The 22,915-nt window shown below is 68.3% G+C and carries 20 protein-coding genes; 4 read left to right on the top strand and 16 right to left on the bottom strand.

The annotated features are described in order from the left end of the window. Positions 1 to 14 precede the first annotated feature (14 nt). Positions 15 to 1,544 (bottom strand): aldehyde dehydrogenase family protein, encoded by a 1,530-nt coding sequence (locus JKG67_RS09235; RefSeq protein ID WP_203336987.1) that lies wholly within the window; start codon positions 1,542 to 1,544, stop codon positions 15 to 17. Next, on the bottom strand, positions 1,541 to 1,945 hold the full coding sequence (locus JKG67_RS09240; protein WP_203336988.1) for an SCP2 sterol-binding domain-containing protein: 405 nt from the start codon (positions 1,943 to 1,945) through the stop codon (positions 1,541 to 1,543). Before JKG67_RS09240 ends, JKG67_RS09235 begins: the two co-directional genes overlap by 4 nt. A gap of 83 nt (positions 1,946 to 2,028) precedes the next feature. Here JKG67_RS09240 and JKG67_RS09245 point away from each other — a divergent pair, with 83 nt between their 5' ends. After that, complete coding sequence (locus JKG67_RS09245; protein WP_203336989.1) at positions 2,029 to 3,684, top strand: GMC oxidoreductase; 1,656 nt, start codon at positions 2,029 to 2,031, stop codon at positions 3,682 to 3,684. After that, positions 3,681 to 4,874, top strand: coding sequence for a thiolase family protein (locus JKG67_RS09250; RefSeq protein ID WP_203336990.1), 1,194 nt, complete (start codon positions 3,681 to 3,683; stop codon positions 4,872 to 4,874). Before JKG67_RS09245 ends, JKG67_RS09250 begins: the two co-directional genes overlap by 4 nt. 12 nt (positions 4,875 to 4,886) lie before the next feature. On the opposite strand, the gene JKG67_RS09255 is transcribed toward JKG67_RS09250, so the two are convergent. The 7 genes from JKG67_RS09255 to JKG67_RS09285 all read right to left on the bottom strand — a co-directional run bounded on the left by JKG67_RS09255 (position 4,887) and on the right by JKG67_RS09285 (position 13,089). Further along, the gene (locus JKG67_RS09255) at positions 4,887 to 5,552 is read right to left on the bottom strand and encodes a TetR/AcrR family transcriptional regulator (RefSeq protein ID WP_203336991.1); all 666 of its coding nucleotides are present in this window, start codon (positions 5,550 to 5,552) and stop codon (positions 4,887 to 4,889) included. Positions 5,553 to 5,613: 61 nt separating this feature from the next. Further along, positions 5,614 to 6,564 carry an alpha/beta hydrolase gene (locus tag JKG67_RS09260; RefSeq protein WP_203336992.1) on the bottom strand — a complete coding sequence of 317 codons (951 nt, stop codon included), beginning with the start codon at positions 6,562 to 6,564 and terminating at the stop codon, positions 5,614 to 5,616. 9 nt (positions 6,565 to 6,573) lie between these two features. Next, positions 6,574 to 8,019, bottom strand: coding sequence for an aldehyde dehydrogenase (locus JKG67_RS09265; RefSeq protein ID WP_203336993.1), 1,446 nt, complete (start codon positions 8,017 to 8,019; stop codon positions 6,574 to 6,576). Then, positions 8,016 to 9,137, bottom strand: coding sequence for an NAD(P)-dependent alcohol dehydrogenase (locus JKG67_RS09270; protein ID WP_203336994.1), 1,122 nt, complete (start codon positions 9,135 to 9,137; stop codon positions 8,016 to 8,018). The genes JKG67_RS09265 and JKG67_RS09270 overlap by 4 nt, the downstream gene beginning before the upstream one ends. A 188-nt stretch (positions 9,138 to 9,325) precedes the next feature. Continuing rightward, a complete protein-coding gene (locus JKG67_RS09275; RefSeq protein WP_203336995.1) occupies positions 9,326 to 10,438 on the bottom strand; it encodes a sugar ABC transporter substrate-binding protein in 1,113 nt (370 codons plus the stop codon). Positions 10,439 to 10,525: 87 nt separating this feature from the next. Further along, entirely contained in the window at positions 10,526 to 11,554 is a 1,029-nt protein-coding gene (locus JKG67_RS09280; protein WP_203336996.1) for an ABC transporter permease, read from the bottom strand. 8 nt (positions 11,555 to 11,562) lie between these two features. Further along, positions 11,563 to 13,089 carry a sugar ABC transporter ATP-binding protein gene (locus JKG67_RS09285; protein ID WP_203336997.1) on the bottom strand — a complete coding sequence of 509 codons (1,527 nt, stop codon included), beginning with the start codon at positions 13,087 to 13,089 and terminating at the stop codon, positions 11,563 to 11,565. Between the two features lie 224 nt (positions 13,090 to 13,313). On the opposite strand from JKG67_RS09285, the gene JKG67_RS09290 reads away from it, so the two are divergent. Further along, positions 13,314 to 14,708, top strand: coding sequence for a class II fumarate hydratase (locus JKG67_RS09290; RefSeq protein ID WP_203336998.1), 1,395 nt, complete (start codon positions 13,314 to 13,316; stop codon positions 14,706 to 14,708). Here JKG67_RS09290 and JKG67_RS18870 read toward each other — a convergent pair. From JKG67_RS18870 to JKG67_RS09320, 6 genes are all read right to left on the bottom strand, one after another. Further along, on the bottom strand, positions 14,691 to 15,062 hold the full coding sequence (locus JKG67_RS18870; RefSeq protein WP_307816488.1) for a DivIVA domain-containing protein: 372 nt from the start codon (positions 15,060 to 15,062) through the stop codon (positions 14,691 to 14,693). The two genes, JKG67_RS09290 and JKG67_RS18870, sit on opposite strands and share 18 nt — an antisense overlap. A gap of 36 nt (positions 15,063 to 15,098) precedes the next feature. Beyond that, entirely contained in the window at positions 15,099 to 15,338 is a 240-nt protein-coding gene (locus JKG67_RS09300; RefSeq protein ID WP_203336999.1) for a helix-turn-helix transcriptional regulator, read from the bottom strand. A 16-nt stretch (positions 15,339 to 15,354) separates the two neighbouring features. After that, complete coding sequence (locus JKG67_RS09305; RefSeq protein ID WP_203337000.1) at positions 15,355 to 16,215, bottom strand: ABC transporter permease; 861 nt, start codon at positions 16,213 to 16,215, stop codon at positions 15,355 to 15,357. Beyond that, positions 16,212 to 17,099 carry an ABC transporter ATP-binding protein gene (locus tag JKG67_RS09310; RefSeq protein WP_307816489.1) on the bottom strand — a complete coding sequence of 296 codons (888 nt, stop codon included), beginning with the start codon at positions 17,097 to 17,099 and terminating at the stop codon, positions 16,212 to 16,214. The genes JKG67_RS09305 and JKG67_RS09310 overlap by 4 nt, the downstream gene beginning before the upstream one ends. A gap of 80 nt (positions 17,100 to 17,179) precedes the next feature. After that, positions 17,180 to 18,508 (bottom strand): RNA 5'-3' helicase PhoH2, encoded by a 1,329-nt coding sequence (gene phoH2, locus JKG67_RS09315; protein WP_203337002.1) that lies wholly within the window; start codon positions 18,506 to 18,508, stop codon positions 17,180 to 17,182. A 312-nt stretch (positions 18,509 to 18,820) separates the two neighbouring features. Next, positions 18,821 to 19,597, bottom strand: a complete 777-nt coding sequence (locus tag JKG67_RS09320) for an isoprenyl transferase (RefSeq protein WP_203337003.1) — start codon at positions 19,595 to 19,597, stop codon at positions 18,821 to 18,823. 73 nt (positions 19,598 to 19,670) lie between these two features. Between JKG67_RS09320 and trhA the strand changes: the two genes are divergently transcribed. Then, positions 19,671 to 20,411, top strand: a complete 741-nt coding sequence (gene trhA / locus JKG67_RS09325) for a PAQR family membrane homeostasis protein TrhA (protein ID WP_307816490.1) — start codon at positions 19,671 to 19,673, stop codon at positions 20,409 to 20,411. Between the two features lie 52 nt (positions 20,412 to 20,463). On the opposite strand, the gene JKG67_RS09330 is transcribed toward trhA, so the two are convergent. Continuing rightward, entirely contained in the window at positions 20,464 to 22,482 is a 2,019-nt protein-coding gene (locus JKG67_RS09330) for a thioredoxin domain-containing protein (protein ID WP_203337004.1), read from the bottom strand. Positions 22,483 to 22,915: the final 433 nt, after the last annotated feature.

The following is a 22,915-nucleotide window of genomic DNA, read 5'->3' on the forward strand; positions in this document are numbered from 1 at the left end:
AAATCTCCTGGATATCAGTTGGGAGGGGTGCTGAACAGAAGCCCGTAGGGCTTGGCGTCGACCCCGCCGGAGAGGTCGAACGAGATGAACTTGGGCTCGGTGTACTCGTCGAGGGCGCGGGGGCCGCCCTCGCGGCCGAGCCCGCTCTGCTTGACACCGCCGAAGGGGTACTCCGGCGGGGCGATGTGCCAGTCGTTGATCCAGACCATGCCGGCCTCGAGTTCCTCGGCGACGTCAAACGCGAGTTGGGCGTCCTGCGTCCAGACCCCTGCGGACAGTCCATAGTCGCTGTCGTTCGCGATGGCGATTGCCTCCTCCACCGTGTCGAATCTGATCACGGACACGACCGGTCCGAAGATCTCTTCCCTGGCGATTCTCATGTCGTTGGTGACGTCGGTGAAGACTGTCGGCTCGACCCACCAGCCCTTCTCGAACTGGGGGCCGGACGGCACGCCGCCCCCGCACGCCAGCGTCGCCCCCTCGGCCTTCCCAGCCTCGACGTAGCCCAGGATGCGGTCGCGTTGCGCCTCGCTGTAGACGGGCCCCAGGTCGGTGTCGTAGTCGAGCGGGTCACCGATGACCAGTGTCTTGATCCGCCGCACCATCCGCTCCACGAACTCGTCGTGGATCGCGCTCTGCAGCAGCAACCGCGTGCCGGACTCGCAGCCTTGCCCGGAGTGGGCGAGGAAGGCGAAGAGCGAGCCGTCGACAGCAGTCTCGAGGTCGGCGTCGTCGAGAACGATGTTGGGTCCCTTGCCGCCGAGCTCGAGGGTGATCTTCTTGACGTTGCCGGCAGCGGCCCGCATGATCTCCTTGCCGACTGCGGTCGATCCCGTGAAGCCGATCTTGCGGACGTCGGGGTGCTCGGCGAGCCGGGCACCCACGATCTCCCCCTCCCCGGTGATGACATTGAAGACGCCCGGCGGCAGTCCTGCCGCTTCGAACTCCCGGGCCAGTTCGATGAGCATCAGCGGTGCGTGCTCGTCAGGCTTGATGACCACGGTGTTGCCCGCTCCGAGCGCGGGAAAGACCTTCCAGACCGAGAGGACGAGCGGGATGTTCCAGGGCACGATCGCGGCGCAGACTCCGATCGGCTCGCGTCGGGTCTTCCCGGCAGCCAGGACGGGATGCAGGTTTGGCCCCCCGGACTCGAACTCGTAGCGACCTGCGAGCTCCGCGAGGTACTGCATGTGCCCGAGCGACGCACCGAAGTGGAACGGCTCGCACATCCGGATCGTGGCGCCGATCTCCTGAGCGTGCAGGAGGGCGAGCTCCTCGGTGCGCTCGGCGAACCGTTCGGTGACCCGCTGGAGGATCGCGGAGCGCTCCGCCGGCGACGTACGGCGCCAGGTGCCCTCCTCGTGCGCCGCCTTGGCTGCGGCGACGGCACGGTCGGCGTGCTCGAGGTCGCCGCGGGCGACCGTGGCCACGAGCTCCTCGGTCGCCGAGCTGCGGATCTCGTACGACGCCCCGGTGTCGACCCACTCCCCGTCGATGTACATCGAGAAGTGCGGCACGTCAGCCGTAGTGTTCTTGCCGCTCATGACTGCGCCGCGTCCTTCTCGGCAACCAGCTGCTTGTAGAGCGGGAAGACCGGCTTGGCTGCCGGCAGCAGTTTGAGGATCTTGCCCACGGGGCCTCGGGTCTTCGCCTCGCCCTTGGCCATCCCGACGGTGGCGTTGTACTCGCCCCGCCAGAACTTGTTGGCGTTGTCGGCCGACATGCTGATCGTCACGTCCGACTTGACGTCGCACTCCCCTTCGATGACCTCGATGCCGCCCGGGTCCAATCGAACGGTGAGGATCGCAGAGGGATTGGAGTAGTCCAACCGCAACGTGACGCCGGCTGCGCGCAGCTTGGGTCCGACCTTCTCGTCGCTGTCGGCGAGCCGGAACGCACCCCCGATGTACTTGTAGACCTCGTCCGCGTCCGCGAAGTATGACATTGGGCCTCCTCAGAACCGACTCTGCACGTGTGACTTGCGTCATCATATTGACTGACCGCCCGTACAGTCAATACTCTGAGTCCATGACTTCCAACGATCTCGACTACGACTGGATCGTGATCGGCTCAGGATTCGGCGGCAGCGTGGCCGCACTGAGGCTGGTCGAGCGTGGCTACTCGGTGTGCGTCCTGGAATGCGGGAACCGCTACGCGACCGAGGATCTGCCGAAGACGGCGTGGGAGGTGCGCAAGTACTTCTGGATGCCGCGGCTGGGCCTCCGCGGCATCCTGCGGCTCACCCCGTTCAAGGACGTGTCGATCATCAGCGGGGTCGGCGTCGGCGGCGGCAGCCTGGTGTACGGCGAGACCCTCTACCGCGGCACCGAGCGGTTCCGCGACGAGGTGAGCAGGGCGCTCGGGGAGCCGACCGACCTCGACCCCTACTACGACGTCGCCGAACGGATGCTGGGTGTCACTGACAACCCTCGGCCGAGCTCGCGTGACGAGATGGTTCTCGCCACCGCGGCGGACCTCCATCTGGATCTGGAGCGCTTCCACCCCACGCGGGTGGGCGTGTTCCTCGGCGAGCCTGGCAAGACCGTGCCGGACCCCTACTTCGGCGGCGAGGGCCCCGACCGGGCCGGGTGCGTGTTCTGCGGCGAGTGCATGGTCGGTTGCAAGCACAACGCCAAGAACACCCTCGACAAGAACTACCTCCACCTCGCCGAGCGCCGCGGCGTAGAGATCCACCCTCAGCGCATGGTCACCGACGTCCGACCGGCCGGAGTGGACGATGGCTCCGACGGTTACCTGGTGACGTCCGAGCGCGCCGGCGCGTGGGTGCGGAAGGACCGGAAGGTGCTCCGCGCGGCTGGAGTCGTTGTCGCGGCCGGACCGATCGGCACGAACCAGCTGCTCGCAAGCTGCAAGGAGCGGGGAACGCTCGCTGCGCTCAGTGACCAGCTCGGCCACGAGGTGCGCACCAATGCCGAGTCGATCGGGGCGATCACGCTGCGTGACAGGTCGGCCGACATCGGCGACGGCTTGAGCATCACCGGCAGCCTGTGGCGCAGTGACGAGATGCACTTCGAGAGCGTCACCTATGGCGGCAAGGCCGACTCGATGGGGCTGCTCTTCCTGCCGATGACCGGTGCCGGGAGCCGGCTCACTCGCCCACTGAAGCTGCTCCTGCAGATCCTGCTGCACCCCATCGACTTCCTGCGCGCCTCCAACCCCAAGGGCTGGTCCACACGCTCGATGGCGTTCGGGGCGATGTGGAACCGTGATGGCGCACTCCAGTTCACACGCAAGCGTCGGCTGCGGGGCGGCGTACGCCTGCAGACGCACCAGGACCCCGACAACCGCAACCCGACGATCATCCCGGAGGTCAACGAGTTCCTCGCGGCGATGGCGAAGAAGTACGACGCGATCCCGCAACTGTGGGCCACCGAGGCGTTCAACATGTCATTCACCGCGCACATCCTGGGCGGCGCAGTCGTCGGCACCGATCCCGCCACGGGCGTCGTCGATCCGCACCATCGCGTGTTCGGCTACCGGAACCTCCTGGTGACCGACGGGTCCGCGATGCCCGCGAACGCGGGTGTCAACCCGAGCCTCAGCATCACCGCCCTGGCCGAGCGGGCGATGACGTACGTGCCCGCCAAGGATGGATCACCCGTCACCGGCGGGATCGGCTACGAGCCGCCGACCCGCCACCCCGCCACCGAAGGAGACTCATGACCCACGCAGTCCTCGTCGACGCCGCTCGCACCGCCTCCGGTAGGGGAAAGCCCGGTGGCGCCCTCTCGGGCGTCCACCCGGTCGACCTGCTCGCCGAGGTGCTCGAAGCCCTCGTGGCGCGCACGGGCGTCGACCCCGCGGTGATCGACGACGTGATCGTCGGCTGTGTCTCCCAAGCTGGCGAGCAGACCGGCAACCTCGCCCGACAGGCCGTGTTGGCCGCCGGCTTCCCTGAGAGCGTGCCAGGGACCACGGTCGACCGACAGTGCGGCTCGAGCCAGCAGGCTGTCACCTTCGCGGCCCAGGGCGTGCTCGCCGGCGCCTACGACGTCGTCGTGGCCGCCGGCGTGGAGTCGATGAGCCGGGTACCGATGTTCTCCAGCACGATGGGCAAGGACATCTACGGCGAGCGGATCACGAAGCGCTATCCGCTCGGTCTCATCCCTCAGGGCTACGCCGCCGAACTGCTCGCCGCTCGCTGGAAGGTCACCCGCGAGGAGATGGACGAGTACGCCGCACGCTCACACCGGCTCGCCGCCGAGGCGATGGAACAAGGGCTCTTCGATCGCGACATCGTTCCGGTGCCGATCATCGATGCCGATGGAAACCCGGGGGCACACGTCACGGATGAGACGGTGCGTCCCGGCACCACCGCGGAGTCGCTCGCCGAACTGAGGCCGGCGTTCGTCGACAACGCTGTCGCTGCCAGGTATCCCGAGATCGACTGGCGGATCACGCCCGGCAACAGTTCTCCACTGACTGATGGTGCTTCCGCAGTTCTGATCATGAGCGGCGAGCGCGCGACCGAACTGGGGCTCACTCCACGGGCACGTTTCGTGTCCTTCGGACTGGCGGCGGCTGACCCCGAGATCATGTTCACCGCACCGATCCCGGCCACGCGTCAGGCCTTGGCGCGCGCAGGACTCGACATGGATGACATCGATGCCTACGAGGTCAACGAGGCCTTCGCCCCGGTGCCCCTCGTGTGGGCACGGGAGGTCGGGGCAGACCTCGCCCGCCTCAACCCGCGGGGCGGGGCCATCGCGTTGGGGCACGCGCTGGGTTCGACCGGCACCCGCCTGTTGGGCACGCTGGTCACGCACCTGGAGAGCACCGGTGGGCGCTATGGACTGCAGACAGTATGCGAGGCAGGTGGGCTGGCCAACGCCTTGGTGATCGAGCGGCTCTGAACGCGCTCGAGGTCAGGTCGATTGGGCTTCTTCGAGGCATGTTCGGACCGTCGCCACGATCCCGCCGACCGGATCCGCAAGATCCTTAAGACGCGACCGCTTGACGAGGATCCCGCCGAGCACGACGTCAACGAACGCACTTCCGACCTGCTCGGGCCGCCAGGAGCCATCCGGCCGGAACCAGGCCCACATCCACTGGAGCGAGCCGAACATCTGCAGGACTGTGAGTTCGGGATCGAGGTCGCGGAAGGTCCCTGCGGCGATCCCCCGCCGCACTTCGAGCACCACCGTCTGCTGCATTTCGCGGCGAAGTTTGCGGACCTGCTGCATCGCGGGGTCGGCGGCGAGTTGGACGACCTCCCGTTGGGTCGCCACGGTCGCGTCACGCGCGACCTCGTGCAGCAGTGCGGACGCGTGAATGACAGCAGCGACACGTTCCTCCGGCCTAGCCAACCGCTCCCACATCAATGCGACCGCCGCTAGCTGGCGAGTCATGTAGGTCTCCTCGAGTTCACGGAGCATCTGCGCCTTGGTCCCGAAGTGGTGGACGATCGTGCCTTTGGACATGCCGAGTTCGGCAGCGATGTCGCCGAGGTTGGTTGACTCGTAGCCGCGCTCCGCGACGTGGTGGATGAATGTCGCGTGGATCTCGGCGCGCCGGCCGATTGGTCTCGGCATCTGTATCCTCCCTCTCCTTGATCGTCCGACACAAACCGCACGGACGGTCTACCGTCACATCCTACGAGACCTTTGCCGACCAATCCGGAGCGGTGTCCCCCGGTGTGACCTGTTCCCGCATGAACCGACCTGCGCGCGCGACCGCCACGCGTGCCTCTGGCAGGAAGGTGAAGACCTGGAACACGTGCACCTGCCCGGGCCACACCTCTATGTGGTGCTCGACACCGGCGTCAGCAAGGGAGGCGGCGAGGGCCTCGGCATCGCCCAGCATGCACTCGGTGCTACCCACTTGGATGAGCACGGGCGGCCAGTCCCGTTTGTCCTGGTCGAGCACGGCGATCCTTGGGTGCGTCGGAGACTCGCCTGCGAGGTAGGAGGCCGCACATCGAAGGCCATACTGCGGGGACAGCATCGGATCACGTCGTGCCGAATCGCGAGGGAGCGCACGAGTTGCGGTCACGTCGAGCGCGGGTGACATCAGATGGACTGCAGCCGGCATCGGCAGGCCGATCCGCCGCACGTCGTGGAGGAGGCTGCCGATCAGGGCGCCGCCGACAGAGTCACCGGCGAGCACGATCCTCCCCGGGTCGATGCCCTCGTGCAGCAGCAGCCGGTAGGCCGCAAGGACGTCGTCAGCGGCGGCGGGAAACGGGTGCTCCGGCGCGAGTCGGTAGTCGACGAAGAAGGCCGCCAACCCGCTTGCCGCGGACAGTCGCCGAACGACGTCGCGGTGGGAACGCAGCGACCCGAAGACGAATCCCCCGCCATGGACATAGAGGATCATGCCCCGACCGCGGTGAGCGTCCTTGCCACGAACCCAGTAGCCGCGGACCGCCCCCTTCCGGACCAGCCTGGTCCGCACGCCGATCGGCAGCGACAGCAAGCCATAGACATCCGTGACGGCACGGAGCACCCGCAGATCGCAGCCACCAGCCTGCGAGCGGTCGGTGTAGGGCCGAAGCGACCGCGACAATGCGAAGGCCAGTATGCGCGCTCGGCGGGTTCGGTTCATCACGGACTGCTACCTCGGCAGATAGATGGACTTGAGTTGTTGGTAGGCCGCGAGCCCCTCGGGGCCGAGTTCGCGGCCCAGACCGCTGTCCTTGATGCCACCGAACGGCGAACCGTGGTCGAGGGTGAAGCCGTTGACGCCGACAGTGCCCGTCTGGATCCGCCGCGCCACCGCCGTGCCCCGCTCCACGTCGGAGGACCAGACCGTGCCCGCAAGACCGTAGTTGGAGTCGTTGGCGATGCGCACCGCGTCGTCGTCGTCCTCATAGGGGATGACCGCGAGCACCGGGCCGAAGATCTCTTCGCGTGCCACAGTGTGGTCGTTGTGGACGTCAGCGACGATCGTCGGTTCCACGAACCAACCCCGGTCATTGTCAGCCGGGCGCCCACCCCCGGTGGTGATCCGGCCCCCGTCCGCGACGGCACGGGCAATGTAGTCCTCGACACGGTCACGCTGGCGGGCGCTCACCAGTGGTCCGATCACCGTCGACTCCTCGAGCGCGTCGCCGACGGAAACCGAGCTCGCGAGTGCGGTGAAGGCGTCGACCACCTCGTCGTACCGGTTCCGCGGCGCCAGGATCCGGGAGCTGACATAGCAGCTCTGGCCGCTGTTGAGCAGGGTGACGGCGAACATCGCCTTCATGGCCCGACCGAGGTCGACGTCGTCCAGCAAGATGCCGGCCGACTTGCCTCCGAGCTCCAGCGTCACCGGCCGAAGCAACCGGCCACATGCCTCGGCGATGATGCGGCCGACTCCGGTCGACCCCGTGAACGCGACCTTGTCGACGAGCGGGTGGGTCACCAGACGCATGCCGGCTCCGGGACCGTCGCCCGGCACGATGTTGATCACGCCGGGGGGAAGCTGGGCCGCGGCTGCCGCTTCGCCTACCACCTGCGCATCGAGGGCCGTCTCTACCGCGGGCTTGAGCACGACCGTGCAACCCGCCGCCAGCGCGGGAGCCAGCTTGAAGAAGGTGAGGGTCTGCGGGAAGTTCCAGGGCACGATCGCGCCCACGACACCGATCGGCTCACGTCGTACGGCTGTCGAGCCCGACACCAGCGAGGGGCGGACCTCTTCGATGTCGGCCTTCGAGACGAGGTCGGCGTAGTAGCGCAGCAGGGTTGCCGGCACCGTCGATTCGACCTGGCGGGAGATCCGGATCGGCATGCCATTCTGGAGCGAGACCCGGGTCGCGGTGTCCTCGCCGCGGGCGACCAACTCGTCGGCGAACCTCTCGAGCGCGGCCGCGCGCGCGGCCGGGTCCCACGTGGACCAACCGGTCGGGTCGTCGAACGCACGCCGGGCCGCACCGACGGCGGCGTCGATGTCGGCCGGTCCCCCACCGACCGCGCGTCCGACAAGCTCCTCGGTGCTCGCCGAGTGGACGTCGATCGGGAGCGGGTCGACCGGGGCCAGCCAGCGGCCGTCGACGTACAGGGAGTCGTAGGTGATCATGCGCCGTCCTTGTGATGGTTGAGAAGCAGCACCGGCTTGATGACGTCGCCGGCATGCATCGCGCGCTCCGCCTCGTTGATGTCATCGAGCGCGAAGTTGGTGATCAGCCGGTCGAACGGGAAGCGGCCCTGCTGCCACAGTTCGACCAGGCGCGGGATCAGAAGCTGTGGGACCGCATCGCCCATCAGGATCCCCTTGACGGTGCGCCCCATAGCGAACTGCTGTGGGGTGAACGGGATCGGCTTGAGAGCGACCCCAAGCATCCCTGCCGTCCCTCGCAGCCGGAGGACGTCGACCGCGGTCGCGATCACCGACGGGACGCCGGTGTTGTCGAGGCTGAAGTCGAGGCCTCGAGGCACGAGCGCGCGGATCTGCGCGGTCAGATCCGGAGTTGTGGCGAGGAAGGTGTGCGTTGCGCCAAGCTCCGTGGCGAGGTCGAGCCGCTCCGGCTTGAGGTCGACGGCAACGATCGTGGTCGCGCCGGCGACCCGGGCAGCCATCACCGCGGAGAGGCCGACGGTCCCGGCACCGAAGATCGCGATGCTGTCGCCCGGGCCGACCCCCAGGGAATCGAACACAGATCCGGCCCCGGTGAGGACACCACAGCTCAACGGCCCCAGCAGTTCCAGCGGGAGCGAGGCGTCGACCTTGACCACCTGGCGGGCGTCGACGACGCACCGGTCGGCGAACGACGACTGCCCGAACCACCGCGCCTGCACCGGCCGACCGTCGGAGTCTGCGGCGTTCGTCATACGTCCCTCGCGGAAGCCCGACATGTTGAGGGGCCAGAAGGAGTCGCAGTAGGCCGGCAGCGCGTCGGTGCAGTTGCGGCAGCTGCCGCACGAGCGGAAGGACAACACCACGTGGTCGCCGACGGCGACACCGGTGACCGCAACGCCGACCGCCTCGACGACTCCCGACGCCTCGTGTCCCGGGATCACCGGTGGCTTCACCACCGGCGTCCGAGGGAGCAGATCCGTGTGGCAGATACCGACACCGGCGACCCGAACCACGACCTCCGACGCGCCTGGTGCGTCGAGGGTGACGTCCTCGATCGAGAACGGCCCGCCGGACTCCCGAAGGATTGCGGCTCGAACGTTCAGAGAAGGGTCGGGCATGCACCAAGGTTACTGACTGACCATACGGTCAGTCAATACGTTCAGGGAACTGTCCTCCGAGCCGGCCTATCGCGCACGCGGCGGCCTCGGCCGAGCTGGCACCGATCTAGCCGCCACCGCGAAGGGTGGGCGAACGAAGCGTGGCCCCAACCGGCAGTCAGGGCCACGCTCGTCGGGAGGTCAGCCGATCAGTTCCGGCCCCACAGCTCCTTGAACTGGTCCCGGTAGTCGGCCGGGAACACGGGATTCGCAACATCGATGGCGTCGACGTTCGAGGCGTTCACGACATAGCTGAGGGTCGCGTCCTGCCACGGGTTGCTGGCATCTCCTGTCACGGCACGCGCGACGGTGTCGATCATCGCCCATCCCATGACCTCGAGCGGGAACGTCGCCCAAGCTCCGGGGGCGCCATCCTTGACCGCACTCAACTGCGCCTGACTCGGGAGTGCGCCGTACACCTGGATCTGGGTGAGGCCGGCCTGCTGCAGCTGCGCATCGAGTCCGAGCGAGATCTGAGCCGCGTCGGCGAAGAGGTAGTTCACCTCCGGGTTGGCCTGCAGATAGGACACGACCTGACCGACGTGCTGACCGGTGAATACGTCGGTCAGCGATACCTCGACGAGATCGTGACTGCACTCATCACATGCGCCAGTGACAACCTTCTCGACCTCGGCCGCCATCGAGCCGAGCGTGTCGGCAAACTGCGGAACTGTCACCTGAGCGACGTGGATCGGCGTGTCCCCTGCATCAACCACCAACTGCTGCGCCGCGAGGTTGGCGGCGTGGGCCGTGTTTGTCTGCGTCGTCAGGATCGGATATAGATTCTCGTCGGCAACCGCGCTGGAGGTCGCCGCGACGAGCGGGATGCCCGCCATGCTCGTCAGCTCGTAGACGGGATCGAGCTGCTGCTGGACGAGCGTGTTGGTCACCATCGCGTCGGGGCCGGATTCGACCGCAGAGATGACCGCCGACTGGAACGATGCCGGGTTCGCCGGATCGTAGCTGAACTCATGCATGGTCCAGCCGAGCTCTGCCGCAGCAGCCTTCATGCCGTTGAGGAAGGACGTCGATTGGTCGATTCCGTTGTAGAGGTAGGCAACCGTGATGTCGGCCGGAATGTCGCCCTCGACCGGATCGGTGACCGGCAACTCCGTAGGCTGCGTCAGCAGCTCCGACGTCTCACCCACGGGCGTGCGGTCACTCCCGGCTGAGTCGCTGTCTCGCGAGGCGCAGCCGGTCAGGACCAGCGCTCCCACGGCACCGGCGGCCAGCCAGCGCCTTCCCGTTTGTTTGATCGACATTGTTTCCTTCTTTCTCTCGGGTGACGACGGCGATTCCCGCCGTCAGGAGCGGCTTCCTTAGCCCCTCGGTGAGGCCGCCGGGTTCACTCAATGGCCGACGCTGGCGCGCCGAGTCCGCCATGTCCCGGCCGCGATCGCGATGAGCAGGATCGTGCCGTTGAAGGTGTGGGTCACCCACGGCTCGGCGCCGGACAGTTGAAGTCCCTTGATCCCCGCGCCGATGAGAAGCAGTGCGATGACCGTGCCACCGACGTTGACCCGACCACGGACCTGAGTGGCCCCCAAGAACACGGCCGCGATCGTCGGGAACAGGTAGCCGGGGCCAGTCACTGTCGACGCAATACCGACCTGGGACGCGAGCAGGACCCCTGCCAATCCGGCGATGGCACCCGAGGCGACCAGCGCGAGGAACTGGACCCGCGCGACGTGGATGCCAGCCAAGCGGCTGGCGACGGGGTTGCTCCCGACGGCGAGCGTCTTACGACCAGCAGGAGTGTGCTCCAGCCACACCCACGCCACGAAAGCCAGCACGGCGAGCACGATCACCAAGTAGGGAACGGGCCCGATGCCGCCCCGTCCCAGATTCTTGAACTCCTGCGTGAAGAGCCCATAGATCTGGGCGCCCTTGGTCAGATACTCGGCGAGTCCCAGCACCACCGACGACATCGCCAAGGTGACGACGAAGCTCTGGAGCTTCACATAGGCAACCAGCAAGCCGTTCATTGCCCCGACAGCGGTGGCGACTGCAATCGCCACCGCAGCGAGGACCACCTCCGGGTACGTCGTTTGCACCGAGAGCCAGATCATCATCACCATCGAGAATCCGGCCACGCTCGCGAACGACAGGTCGAACAAGCCTGCCGCAAAGGGAATCATGACGCCGATGGCAAGGACTCCGGTGATCGCCACGCTGGCAAGCGCAGTGGTGAGCGTGACCTCGGAGAAGAAGACGCCGGGCAGCGTGATCGTGAAGTACGCGATCACGAGCACCAGTCCGTACACACCGCTATAGCGGGAGAAGGGCAAGGGCCGCGGGACGCGACGCCAGAACGGGACCACGCTGACATCGGCGTCAGCCGCGCGGTCGGTGGTGGGCAACTGTTCTTCGATAGTCACGTCAGTTCTCATTTCTTGGCGGACAGGGCAAGTGAGTCGATTGCTTGGACAGTGAGCTGGTCGCCCGCCAACTCGCCGACGATCCGGCCGTGGGCCACCACGACCACCCGGTCGCACTCTGCGGCGAGTTCCTCGCTGTCCGTCGACGCCATGAGGACGCCACTTCCTGAGCGGGTCGCGTCGCGCAACAGCGCATAGATGTGACCTCGGGCGCCGACATCCACACCTTGCGTGGGCTCGTCCAGGGCGATCACCTTGGGTTGGCGCCGCAGCCAGCGACCGACGATCACCTTCTGCTGGTTCCCGCCGCTCAGCGTCAGGATGGGATCGTTCGCCTTCCCGAGATCGACCGTGAGTCGGGACAGCCAGTCCACCGCGTCGCGACGCTCGGCCTGCGCGTCCACCAGCCCGAAGCGACGAAAACTCCCCAGCGAAGCGATCGAGAGGTTGGCCGTGACGTCGAGGTCGGGAACCACTGCCGTGCGCAGCCGATCGGCGGGCACCGGCCCGAGACCGGCCTTGATCGCGTGCCGCGGTTCGCCCGGAGCGACCTCGGCGCCGCCGACCGTCAGCGAACCGGCGCGCGGGATGACCCCTGCCATGGCTGGGATGACCGACCCTCGACCCGATCCGTCCACACCCGCGATCCCGACGACCTCGCCGACCCGGAGCGTGAGGTTGAACCCCGACAGCCCCACCGTGGTGAGGTCCTTGGCCTCGAGCACCACACCGTCGTTGACGGGGCTTGTCGAGGACGGCGCACTGGGGAGCGCAGCCGCTGGCGTGGAGGCAGCGCCGCCGAGGATGAGGTCGACCAGGTCGTCATGGGAGAGTTCTGCCGCAGGTCGTGTGGCCACCACGCGGCCGCCGCGGAGCACCGTCACTTCGTCGGCGAGGTCGTGAACCTCGTTGAGGTGGTGGGTCACGTAGACAACTCCGAGCCCCTGCTCGCGGAGCCGCCGCACCGCACGGAACAGGGTCTGGGCCTCCTTGGACGGCATGGCCGCTGTCGGTTCGTCAAGCACGATGACTGCCCGTTTCCCGGACCAGTCCTGGAGTGCGCGAGCAATGGCCACGCCCGCCCGTTGGGCGGCTCCGAGTTCGCCAACCGGACGATGGACGTCGAAGTCGAAGCCCAGGGACCGGATGACCTCCCAGGTCCGCTCGGTCGAGCGTCGCCAGTCGATCACAGTGCGGCCTCGGGTCAGGTAGCCGGCACCCAACGCCAGGTTGTCCACAGCGCTGAGTGCGTCCACCAGCCCCAGGTCCTGGTGGACGAACCGCAGCCCCACCTCGTCGGCCGAAGTGTGGTCGCCGAGCCGGAAGACCTCGCCGAAGACGTGACCGTCGACGGCGTGATCGGGACGGTGGTAGCCCGCGAGCACCTTGATCAGGGTGGACTTCCCGGAGCCGTTGTGGCCGACGAGCGCGTGAACGGTCCCGGGCGGCACCTCGAGATCCACGTCGTGGAGCACCGTGGTGCCGTTGAAGCTCTTGCTGACTCCCGAGACACGCAGTGCCGCTGTGCTTCTCACAGCGTCACCAGACACGACGTGGTCCCCGGGCATGGCGCACTCCCTCTCAGATGGCGGCACTGCCGCACTCAGCTCCTAGTCGTGAGAGTGAGTGTAATCACTGACCGTGCGTACGGTCAATACCTCTGATGAAACCCCCACCGGAACTGCACGCGGATACGGCGATGCCTTGCCCGCGACCGCCACCGGCGCGCTTCTCAACCGCGGGGTGTCACAGTGGAGGCATGAACTTCCGCATCGAGCACGACTCCATGGGTGAGGTCCGGGTCCCGGCGGACGCACTGTGGCGGGCCCAGACCCAGCGGGCTGTGGAGAACTTCGCCATCTCCGGGACTCCGTTGGAGTCCCGGCTGATCCGCAGCCTGGGCCTGGTCAAGGCCGCGGCGGCCCGCGCCAACGGGACCCTGGGCGTGCTGGAGGTCCCGCTCGCCGAGGCGATCGCCGAGGCGGCGCTGCAGGTCGCCGCCGGGAAGCACGACGACGCGTTCCCGGTCGACGTCTTCCAGACCGGGTCGGGCACGAGCTCGAACATGAACGCCAACGAGGTGATCGCAACGCTGGTCTCGACCGGCAACCGCGAGGCGCATCCCAACGACCACGTGAACGCCAGCCAGTCCTCCAACGACGCGTTCCCCACCGCGATCCATGTGGCCGCGACCCTGGCCGTGGTCGAGGACCTGATGCCGGCACTGGAGGTGCTCGCCGGCTCACTGGAGGCCAAGGCGGATGAGTACGACGGACTGGTGAAGTCCGGGCGCACCCACCTGATGGATGCCACACCGGTGACGCTGGGTCAGGAGTTCTCCGGCTATGCGGCCGCGGTGCGGTACGCCGTGGAGCGCTTGGACGGCGTACTCCCCCGGGTCCGGGAGTTGCCGCTCGGCGGCACGGCGGTGGGCACCGGGATCAACACTCCGCCGGGTTTCGGTGCCGCCGGTATCGCCGAGCTGGCCACGCTCACCGGTCAGCCGTTCACCGAGGCCCGCAACCACTTCGAGGCGCAGGGGGCGCGTGACTCTCTTGTGGAGCTCTCCGGGGTGCTGCGCACCTACGCCGTCGGGCTCACCAAGATCTGCAACGACCTGCGCTGGATGGGATCGGGCCCCACCACCGGGCTCGCCGAAATCGCACTGCCGGACCTGCAACCGGGCTCCTCGATCATGCCCGGCAAGGTGAACCCGGTGCTCCCCGAGGCGACCCTGATGGTCTGCGCGCAGGTGGTCGGCAACGACGCCGCGGTGGCCTGGGGGGGCGCCGCGGGCAACTTCGAGCTGAACGTGATGATGCCGGTGATGGCCCGCAACGTGCTGGAGTCGATCCGACTGCTGGCGAACGCATCGACGGCGCTGGCGACCAGGTGCGTGGACGGGATCACCGCCAACGCCGAGCGGATGAGGCGGTACGCCGAGTCCTCACCCTCGGTGGTCACCCCGCTGAACGCCTACCTCGGCTACGAGCAGGCGGCGAAGGTGGCCAAGCGGGCGCTCGCCGAGGGGGCGACGATCCGGGAGACGGTGCTGGCGATGGGGTTCGTCGATCGGGGCGAGTTGACCCTGGCCCAGCTGGATGCCGCACTGGACGTCGAGTCAATGACCCGCCCCTCAGGCGAAGAGGGATGAGAGGCCGACAATGGCGATGACGATCAGCACCGCCACCAGGAACCACAGCCCGAACCTGTTGCCGCCGACTTCTTCGACAGCCGTGGGGCGGGGCTTGGACAGCGCCGCCGTGTCGACCGGCTGCCCGCTCGCCGCCCGCTCGAGGGAGTCCAGGTAGAGGTCGACCTCAACCATGTCATAGCCCTCCCGCAGCCTGACCGGGGTGAAGCGCGCGTGTGCGACCCGTTCCGGTTCGAGGCTGCCGGCCGCCAGGTCGCGGCGGGCCTGCGCGATGAAGGTGTCGACCTCGGCCATGTCGTAGCCCTCGCGGAGGCGGCCAACGGTGAAGTGTGGATCGGGCAACTCTGCAGTCACAGCATGGATCCTAGGTGGCGGACCGCCCAGGGCACCTCACTCACCCAGGCGCGGGAACGGCTCGGTGGCGAAGACGACCTCGACGGGCACGCCGAAGTAGCCGGCGATCCGCAGGGCCAGGTGCAACGACGGGCTGTACTCGCCGCGTTCGAGGTAGCCGACGGTCTGGTAGTGCACCCCGACCGCGGTGGCCAACTGGCGCCGGGAGATCCCGCGCTCTGCGCGGAGCATGGCGATCCGGTTGTGCACGACCTCGCGCTCGGACTGGCTGTTCATCGTGGTCCTCGCGGGTTCAGTAGCTGCGGGTCAGGAACTCTTCGCGGCGGGCGGCCACACTCGAGCCGGACTCCCGGCGCGCCATCCTACGCAGCAGCACCGGCGCCAGCACGAAGCCCAGCACCGCCCAGACGCCGAGCACGCCGAGCATCTCGACGGTGCGCCACGATTCACCGATCTCCACCACCGCCATCTCCGCGGGCAGCAGCGCCGCCCGGGATCCGAGACCGAGCCAGTAGAAGGGCAGCGCCTGGCCCACCCACTGCAGCCAGAGCGGCAGCGCGGTGAGTGGATAGAAGATGCCGGAGACTCCGACGAAGAACATCGAGCTGAGCCAGATCCACCCGAACTGGGCGGTGCTCTTCAGCATCGCTCCGATGGCGGCGCCGATCGGCACCGTGGTCAGCATGCCCAGCGCGAAGATCGCGGCCAGGATCGCCCAACTGCGGGCTTCGCCGAACCGCAGGTGCTCGATCACCAGCAGAGCCGGGAAGACCAGCAGCAACAGCGTGATCAGGGTGGTCAAGGTCAACGTGACGATCTTGGCGATCAGGTACGCCGGCATGCCGTGCGGCGTCGCCTTGGCCCGCAGCAGGGTGCCGTCCTCGCGTTCGGCCGCGATGATGCTCGGCGCACCCAACAGACCGCCCATCGCGATACTCATCCCGATCAGGCCGGGCAGCACCATGGCACCCAGGGCGAAGTCGGTGCCGGGGACCGTGCTGTCGCGCATGAAGACCAGCACCGCCGCGAAGATCGCCGGCATCAGCAGGTACCACGCCAGCTCGCCGGCGTTGGTCAGCGAGTGCTTGGTCTCCAGCAGCCCGCGACGGACGCCGGCCCGCACCACTGTCGAGCGCACGCTGGGACTGCTCATCGGGTGACCTCCTCGAGTTCGGTGATGTTCTCGGCGCGCTGGACGAGCCCGAGATAGGTGTCCTCCAGGTTGGCGCGGCGGACCTCGAGGTCACTCACCTCGGGGTGGGTGGCGAGCAGCTGTCTGACAAAGCCGGTGGGGTCGCCGGCGGCCGAATGCACGTGCCGTTCCCCGTCGGTGGTCCAGCGGACCTCGGCATGGGTGGACATCTGGCGGGCGAGCTCGTCGGCGCTGCCCTCGGCCACGATCCTGCCGCCGTCGAGGATCAGGATCCGGTCGGCGAGCCTCTCCGCCTCGGCGAGGTCATGGGTGGTGAGCAGGATGGTGGCTGCCTCGAAGTCCGAGAGCCGGTGGACCAGGTCCTGGAAGTCGCGGCGACCGTGAGGGTCCATGCCGGCGGTGGGCTCGTCGAGGAAGATCAACTCCGGCCGCCCGACGATCCCGATCGCCAGGTCGAGGCGGCGCCGCTGGCCGCCGGAGAGGGACTTGATCCGCAGGTCGGCCTGTCCGGTGAGACCGACCAGGTCCAGCAGTTCCCCGGTCGGCCAGGGTCGCGGTCGGTCCTGGGTGGAGTACGGACCGTAGAAGAGACCGAGGTAGTCGAGCAGTTCGTTGACCTTCCACTTCGAGTGGTCCCGCCACGACTGCAGCACCACACCCAGACGGGCCCGCCAGTCCTCGCCGCCGTGGGCCGGATCCACACCCAGCACCGACACCTCGCCCGCCGAACGCATCCGGAACCCTTCGAGGATCTCGATGGTGGTGGTCTTGCCGGCCCCGTTGGGCCCGAGCAACGCCAGCACCTCGCCCCGGTGGGCGGTCAGATCGACCCCGTCGAGCACATCCTTGGCCCCGTACCGCATCCGGAGGTCGCGCACCTCCACAATCCGATCCTCACTATCTCCCATAGCAGAGATACTACATACCGCTGCAGGACTGCGCTACCTCTGAACGCGGTCGGCTCTCACATGGTGACGTTCTCGAGCATCTCCGTGACCAGAGCGGCGATCGGTGACCGCTCGGAGCGGGTCAGCGTGATGTGTGCGAAGAGCGGGTGGCCCTTGAGTTTGTCGACGACGGCGACCACACCGTCGTGGCGACCGACCCGGAGGTTGTCACGCTGGGCGACGTCGTGGGTGAGCACCACCTTGGAGTTCGCGCCGATCCGCGACAGCACCGTCAACAGCACGTTCCGCTCCAGCGACTGGGCCTCGTCGACGATCACGAAGGCGTCGTGCAGGGAGCGACCGCGGATATGGGTGAGCGGCAGCACCTCGAGCATGCCGCGGGCCAGCACCTCCTCGATGACGTGCTGGTTGGTGACCGCACCGAGGGTGTCGAAGACCGCCTGGGCCCAGGGCGACATCTTCTCGCTCTCCGAGCCTGGCAGGTAGCCGAGCTCCTGGCCGCCCACGGCGTACAGCGGCCGGAACACCACCACCTTCTTGTGCTGACGGCGCTCCATCACCGCCTCCAGACCGGCACACAGCGCCAGCGCTGACTTGCCGGTGCCGGCGCGGCCACCGAGAGAGACGATGCCGACCTCGGGGTCCAGCAGCAGTTCCAGGGCGACCCGCTGCTCCGCGGAGCGACCGTGGATGCCGAACGCCTCCCGGTCACCGCGCACCAGGTGCACTCGCTTGTCGGGTCCCACGCGTCCCAGCGCCGTTCCACGCTCCGACAGCAGCACCAGACCGTTGTGGCAGGGCAGGTCACGGGCGTCAGCGAGGTCGACGGTGCCGTCCTCGTAGAGTTCGTCCACCTCGGCCGCGGCGACCTCGAGCTCGGCCATGCCGGAGAAGCCGGTGTCCGAGTCGCCCGTCTGGGCGCTGGACTCGGCCCGATACTCCTGCGCGTCGAGACCGACCGCCGAGGCCTTGATCCGCAGCGGCAGGTCCTTGGAGACCAGGGTGACGTCGTGTCCCTCGTTGGCCAGGTTGCGGGCCACGGCCAGGATGCGGGTGTCGTTGTCGCCGAGCCGGAACCCCGACGGCAGCACCTCCGGGTCGGTGTGGTTCAACTCGACCCGCAGGCTGCCCCCCAGATCGCCGATGGGGACCGGCCTGTCCAGTCGACCGTGCTCGATCCGCAACTCGTCGAGCGACCTCAGGGCGGTTCGGGCGAAGAAGCCGAGCTCGGGATGATGCCGCTTCCCCTCGAGTTCGGTGATCACCACCACCGGCAACACGACCTCGTGCTCGTCGAAGCGGCGCAACGCACCGGGATCGGCCAGCAACACGGACGTGTCCAGGACATAGGTACGGATGTCGGTCTTCGCGCTCCTCGAGGCCACGAGGTCACCTCTCGCGGACCGGCACGCGCACTCTCGCCCGGTCCTCGTTCAACAATCGGACCGGGCAGGCCACCTCGAGTCGAAGTGCGGACCCCTGCGCACCCGGCTTCCCCGCCGGATCCTGCAGTCGTGTTGTGACACTTGGGCCTCCCGATTCGGCGATGGGTACCGCCGATGTCATCGAAAGTACGCCGCAGCCGGGTCCCGCCCGTGGCAACACGCCCGAATGCGGGGTGAACGCCGTGTGACATCACGACCGTTGAATCACTCTGGCACCATCCGTCACAGCAGGCACAGCGTGGTGTCGGAGGCTCAGGTGCCGTGCCTTCGCTCCCGGGCGGCGTAGGCCCTCAGCGCTCGCAGGAAGTCGACCCGGCGGAAGTCCGGCCACAACGCCTCACAGAAGTAGAACTCGCTGCGGGCGCTCTGCCAGAGCAGGAAGCCACCGAGACGCTGCTCCCCCGAGGTGCGGATCACCAGGTCCGGGTCGGGCTGACCGCGGGTGTAGAGATGCGCGCCGATGTCCTCGACAGAGACCGACTGGGCCAACTCGTCCAGGGAGGTGCCTCGCTCGGCATGCTCGGCCAGCAACGACCGGACCGCGTCCGCGATCTCACGCCGCCCGCCGTACCCGACCGCGATGTTGACGAGCAGTCCGTCCACCTGGCTGGTGCGCTCGGCGGCCGCCTTGAGCCGCTCGGAGGTCTCGGCCGGCAGCAGGTCCAGAGCACCCACCGGGTGCAGTCGCCACCGCTGCTGGTCCGCGAGCGAGTCCACCGCCTCGACGATGATGTTCAACAGCGGCTCGAGCTCAGCGGCCGCACGGTTCAGGTTGTCGGTGGAGAGCAGCCACAGGGTGACCACCTCGATGCCGACCTCCTCGGACCACTCCAGCAGCGGCTCGATGTTCGCCGCACCGGCGCGATGCCCGTGCGCGGTGTCGGCGCCGACGGCACGAGCCCAGCGACGGTTGCCGTCCAACATCACCCCGATGTGCTTGGGAAGGCGGTCGCTGGGCAGCCGACGCACCACTCGCGCCTCGTACGCCGGATAGAGGATCCGCCTCAGCCCACGCTTCCAATCCGCCACGGCTCAATCGTAGCCACGTGAGACCCGCCACGTTTTCATCGCGGGTCAACCTACGGTCGCGTAAGGTAGGGGCGTGAACACCTCGACCGACCGCTTCGTGCACAGCCTCGCCGATCTGCGCGACGACGCCGCCGAGCACCTGCGCGACGTCATCGCGGAGGTCAAACCCAAGCTGCGTGGCTGGCTGCACCTGGCCACCGCACCCCTGGCACTGGCCGCCGGCATCGTGCTGGTCGCCCTCTCCCCCACTGCAGCGACCAGGATCGGGTCGGCCATCTTCGCCGGCACCGCCGTCGTCCTGTTCGCCGTCTCGGCGACCTACCACCGGGGCAACTGGGGGCCGCGGGCGATGATGTTCCTGCGCCGCTTCGACCACTCCAACATCTTCTTGCTGATCGCCGGCTCCTACACGCCGTTCTCGCTGATCCTGCTCGACGGCTGGCACCAGGTGACCATGCTCGCGGTGGTCTGGAGCGGAGCCATCCTCGGGGTGGCGTTCAAGATCTTCCTGCCCACCGCCCCGCGCTGGCTGCACGCCCCGATCTACATCGCCCTGGGTTGGGCGGCGCTGCCGTTCATCCCCCAGTTCGCCGCCGGCTCGGAGAAGCTCGGCCTCGGCATCGGCATCGCCACCTTGGTCCTGGTGGCCGCTGGCGGGCTCCTCTACACGTTGGGCGGCGTGGTCTACGGCCTCAAGCGCCCGAACCCGTGGCCGCAGCACTTCGGCTTCCACGAGGTGTTCCACACCTTCACCATCCTCGCCTTCGTGTCCCACTACGTCGGCGTGTCGCTGGCGACCTACGCGCTTCGCTGACGCCCCACCACCTCACGACCACCTACGTGCCCACGCTCATCCCGGAGCGGGCTCAGGACTGAGCCAGGCCGATCTCGGCGGCATCGACCACCGGGCGGTCGCACACGTGCCCGCGACACACGTAGGCCGCAGGCTGGCCGTCGACCTCGGCGCGCCCCTCCAGCAGTCCGATCCCGGCCACCGACCGGTCGGCGACCACCACCCGCGCCCCCAGCCGTCGCAGCGCGGCACCCTCGAGGGCGTCCCTGGCGTGTCCGGGCCGGCCCACCACGGCGATCTCCACCGGCCCGGCCAGCAACTCCTCGGCACTGACCAGACTCCAGCCGGCGAACCGGGGAGCCCGCTCGATGAGCTGCGCCCCGGCAGCCAGCGCGCGTTCGGCGGCTCCGCGATGCACGCCGGAGCCGGTCAGCGCCGCGTGCGACAGCAGCGCCCGCACCGCCGCGGCATGGCCGGACGGGCTGGCGTTGTCGCTCGGGTCTCGCGGACGCGCGATCAGCGTCTCGGCGTCGTCGGCAGTGTCGTGGAAGCCGCCGTCCTCGGCCACGAAACGGGCCAGCACCGTGTCCAGCAGCAGGCCCGCCCGCTCCAGCCAGCGCGGGTCCGCAGTGGCCGCCGCAAGCGCCAGGAACCCGTCCGCGACACAGGCGTAGTCCTCCAGGATGCCGACGGCGGCACCGGCCGCGCCGTCGCGTGAGGTGCGCAGCAACCGCGCCTCGGTGTCGGCCTCCACGAGGTGGATCCGCCACAGCAGCTCGGCGGCGCCTCGGGCGGCGTCGATCCACTCGGGCTCGTCGAGGGCCAGCCCGGCCGTGACCAGGCCGGAGATGGCCAGCCCGTTCCAGGCGGCGACCACCTTGTCATCGCGGGCCGGCCGGGTCCGCTTCGCTCGCGCGTCGAGCAGCCGCTGCCGCACTCGGGCGAACCGGTTGGGGTCGTCGATGGCGCGGGTGCGCTGAAGGGTCGACGTGCCGTGCTCGAAGGTCCCACTCCCGGTCACCTCGAACAGTTCCGCCGCCCAGGCCCCGTCGCTCTCCCCCAGCACCTCGTCCAGCTGGGCGCGCGTCCAGACGTAGAAGGTCCCTTCGGCGCCGTCGGAGTCCGCGTCCAGCGCCGACGCGAACCCACCCTCATCGGTCTGCAGTTCGTTGAGCAGGAACTCCGCGATCCCCCGGACCACCTCGGCGCCGAGCTCGACGCCGTCAGCGGTGAGCGACCACTCGGCGTACGCGGTCAGCAGCAGGGCGTTGTCATAGAGCATCTTCTCGAAGTGCGGCACCACCCAGCCCGAATCCACCGAGTAGCGCGCGAAGCCGCCGCCGAGCTGGTCGTGGATGCCTCCGGAGGCCATCGCGGTGAGCGTCCGGGTGGCCATCGTCCGGGCCCGGGCACCGCTGGTCCCGGGACTGGTGCCGACCCGTTGCGCGTGCCGGAGCAGGAACGGCATCAGCATCGAGGGTGGGAACTTGGGCGCGCCGCCGAAGCCGGCCGATCGCTCGTCGAACTCGTCGGCGAGCAGGTCGACGGCGGCACTGATGGCTTCGGCATCGACGGCTCCACCGGCCAGGCTGGCGGTCGCCTGCAGGTGGTCGCGCAGTTGTCCGGCCACCCGGCGTACGTCGTCGCCGCGGTTGGTCCACGCGTCCACCAGCGCCTCCAGCACCTGCCGGAACGAGGGCTGCCCGTGCCGGGGCTGGTCCGGGAAGTAGGTGCCGGCGAAGAAGGGGCCGCCGTCGTGGTCGAGAACCACCGTCATCGGCCAGCCGCCCTGTCCGGTCATCGCCTGGGTGGCACCCATGTAGACCGCGTCGATGTCGGGCCGCTCCTCACGATCCACCTTGATGCTCACGAAGTGCTCGTTGAGGTAGTCGGCCGTGGCCTGGTCCTCGAACGACTCGTGTGCCATCACATGGCACCAGTGGCAGGCGGCGTAGCCGACGCTCAGGAGGACGGGTACGTCGCGCCGTCGGGCCTCATCGAACGCTTCGGTGCCCCACTCCCACCAGTCGACCGGGTTCTCGGCATGCTGCTGGAGGTACGGCGAGGTGCTGTGCTGGAGACGGTTGCCCATGGCGCCCACGCTAGGGCCGACGTCCAAGCGGCCACCGCCGGTCGAGGCCCGCGAACAGTGCCTGTGTGCAGTTTGCGGGGTGCCCCCGTCGGATCCGACCCCGCAAGGAGCGCAGGTGTGCAGTTTGTGGGGTGGCTGCCTGGAAGGTCGGGCTCGGCCACCGCCTGCAAGGAACCACCACGCAGGTTAAGACATCCGGAGAAACCCAACACGTTCGCGGGACATGTTGGGTCGCTCGACACGTGGTCACGCGGCCGCCCGAGCACGACCGAGCGCCAGGCCACGGAACGGCTTCTCCGTGCATGATCTCCTGACCCGCCGACCTCCGCCCCGGTGGCGCCCCGTCGGGCGCAGGCCCCCTCCCGACCGAACGGGTCCGACCCTGTCCTATACTTTTTAACGATAATCGTTCTCATTCTCGTTTGGAGAGTCC

It is taken from the genome of Nocardioides limicola (assembly GCF_016827675.1).
GTDB classification, from domain to species: Bacteria; Actinomycetota; Actinomycetes; order Propionibacteriales; family Nocardioidaceae; genus Nocardioides; species Nocardioides limicola.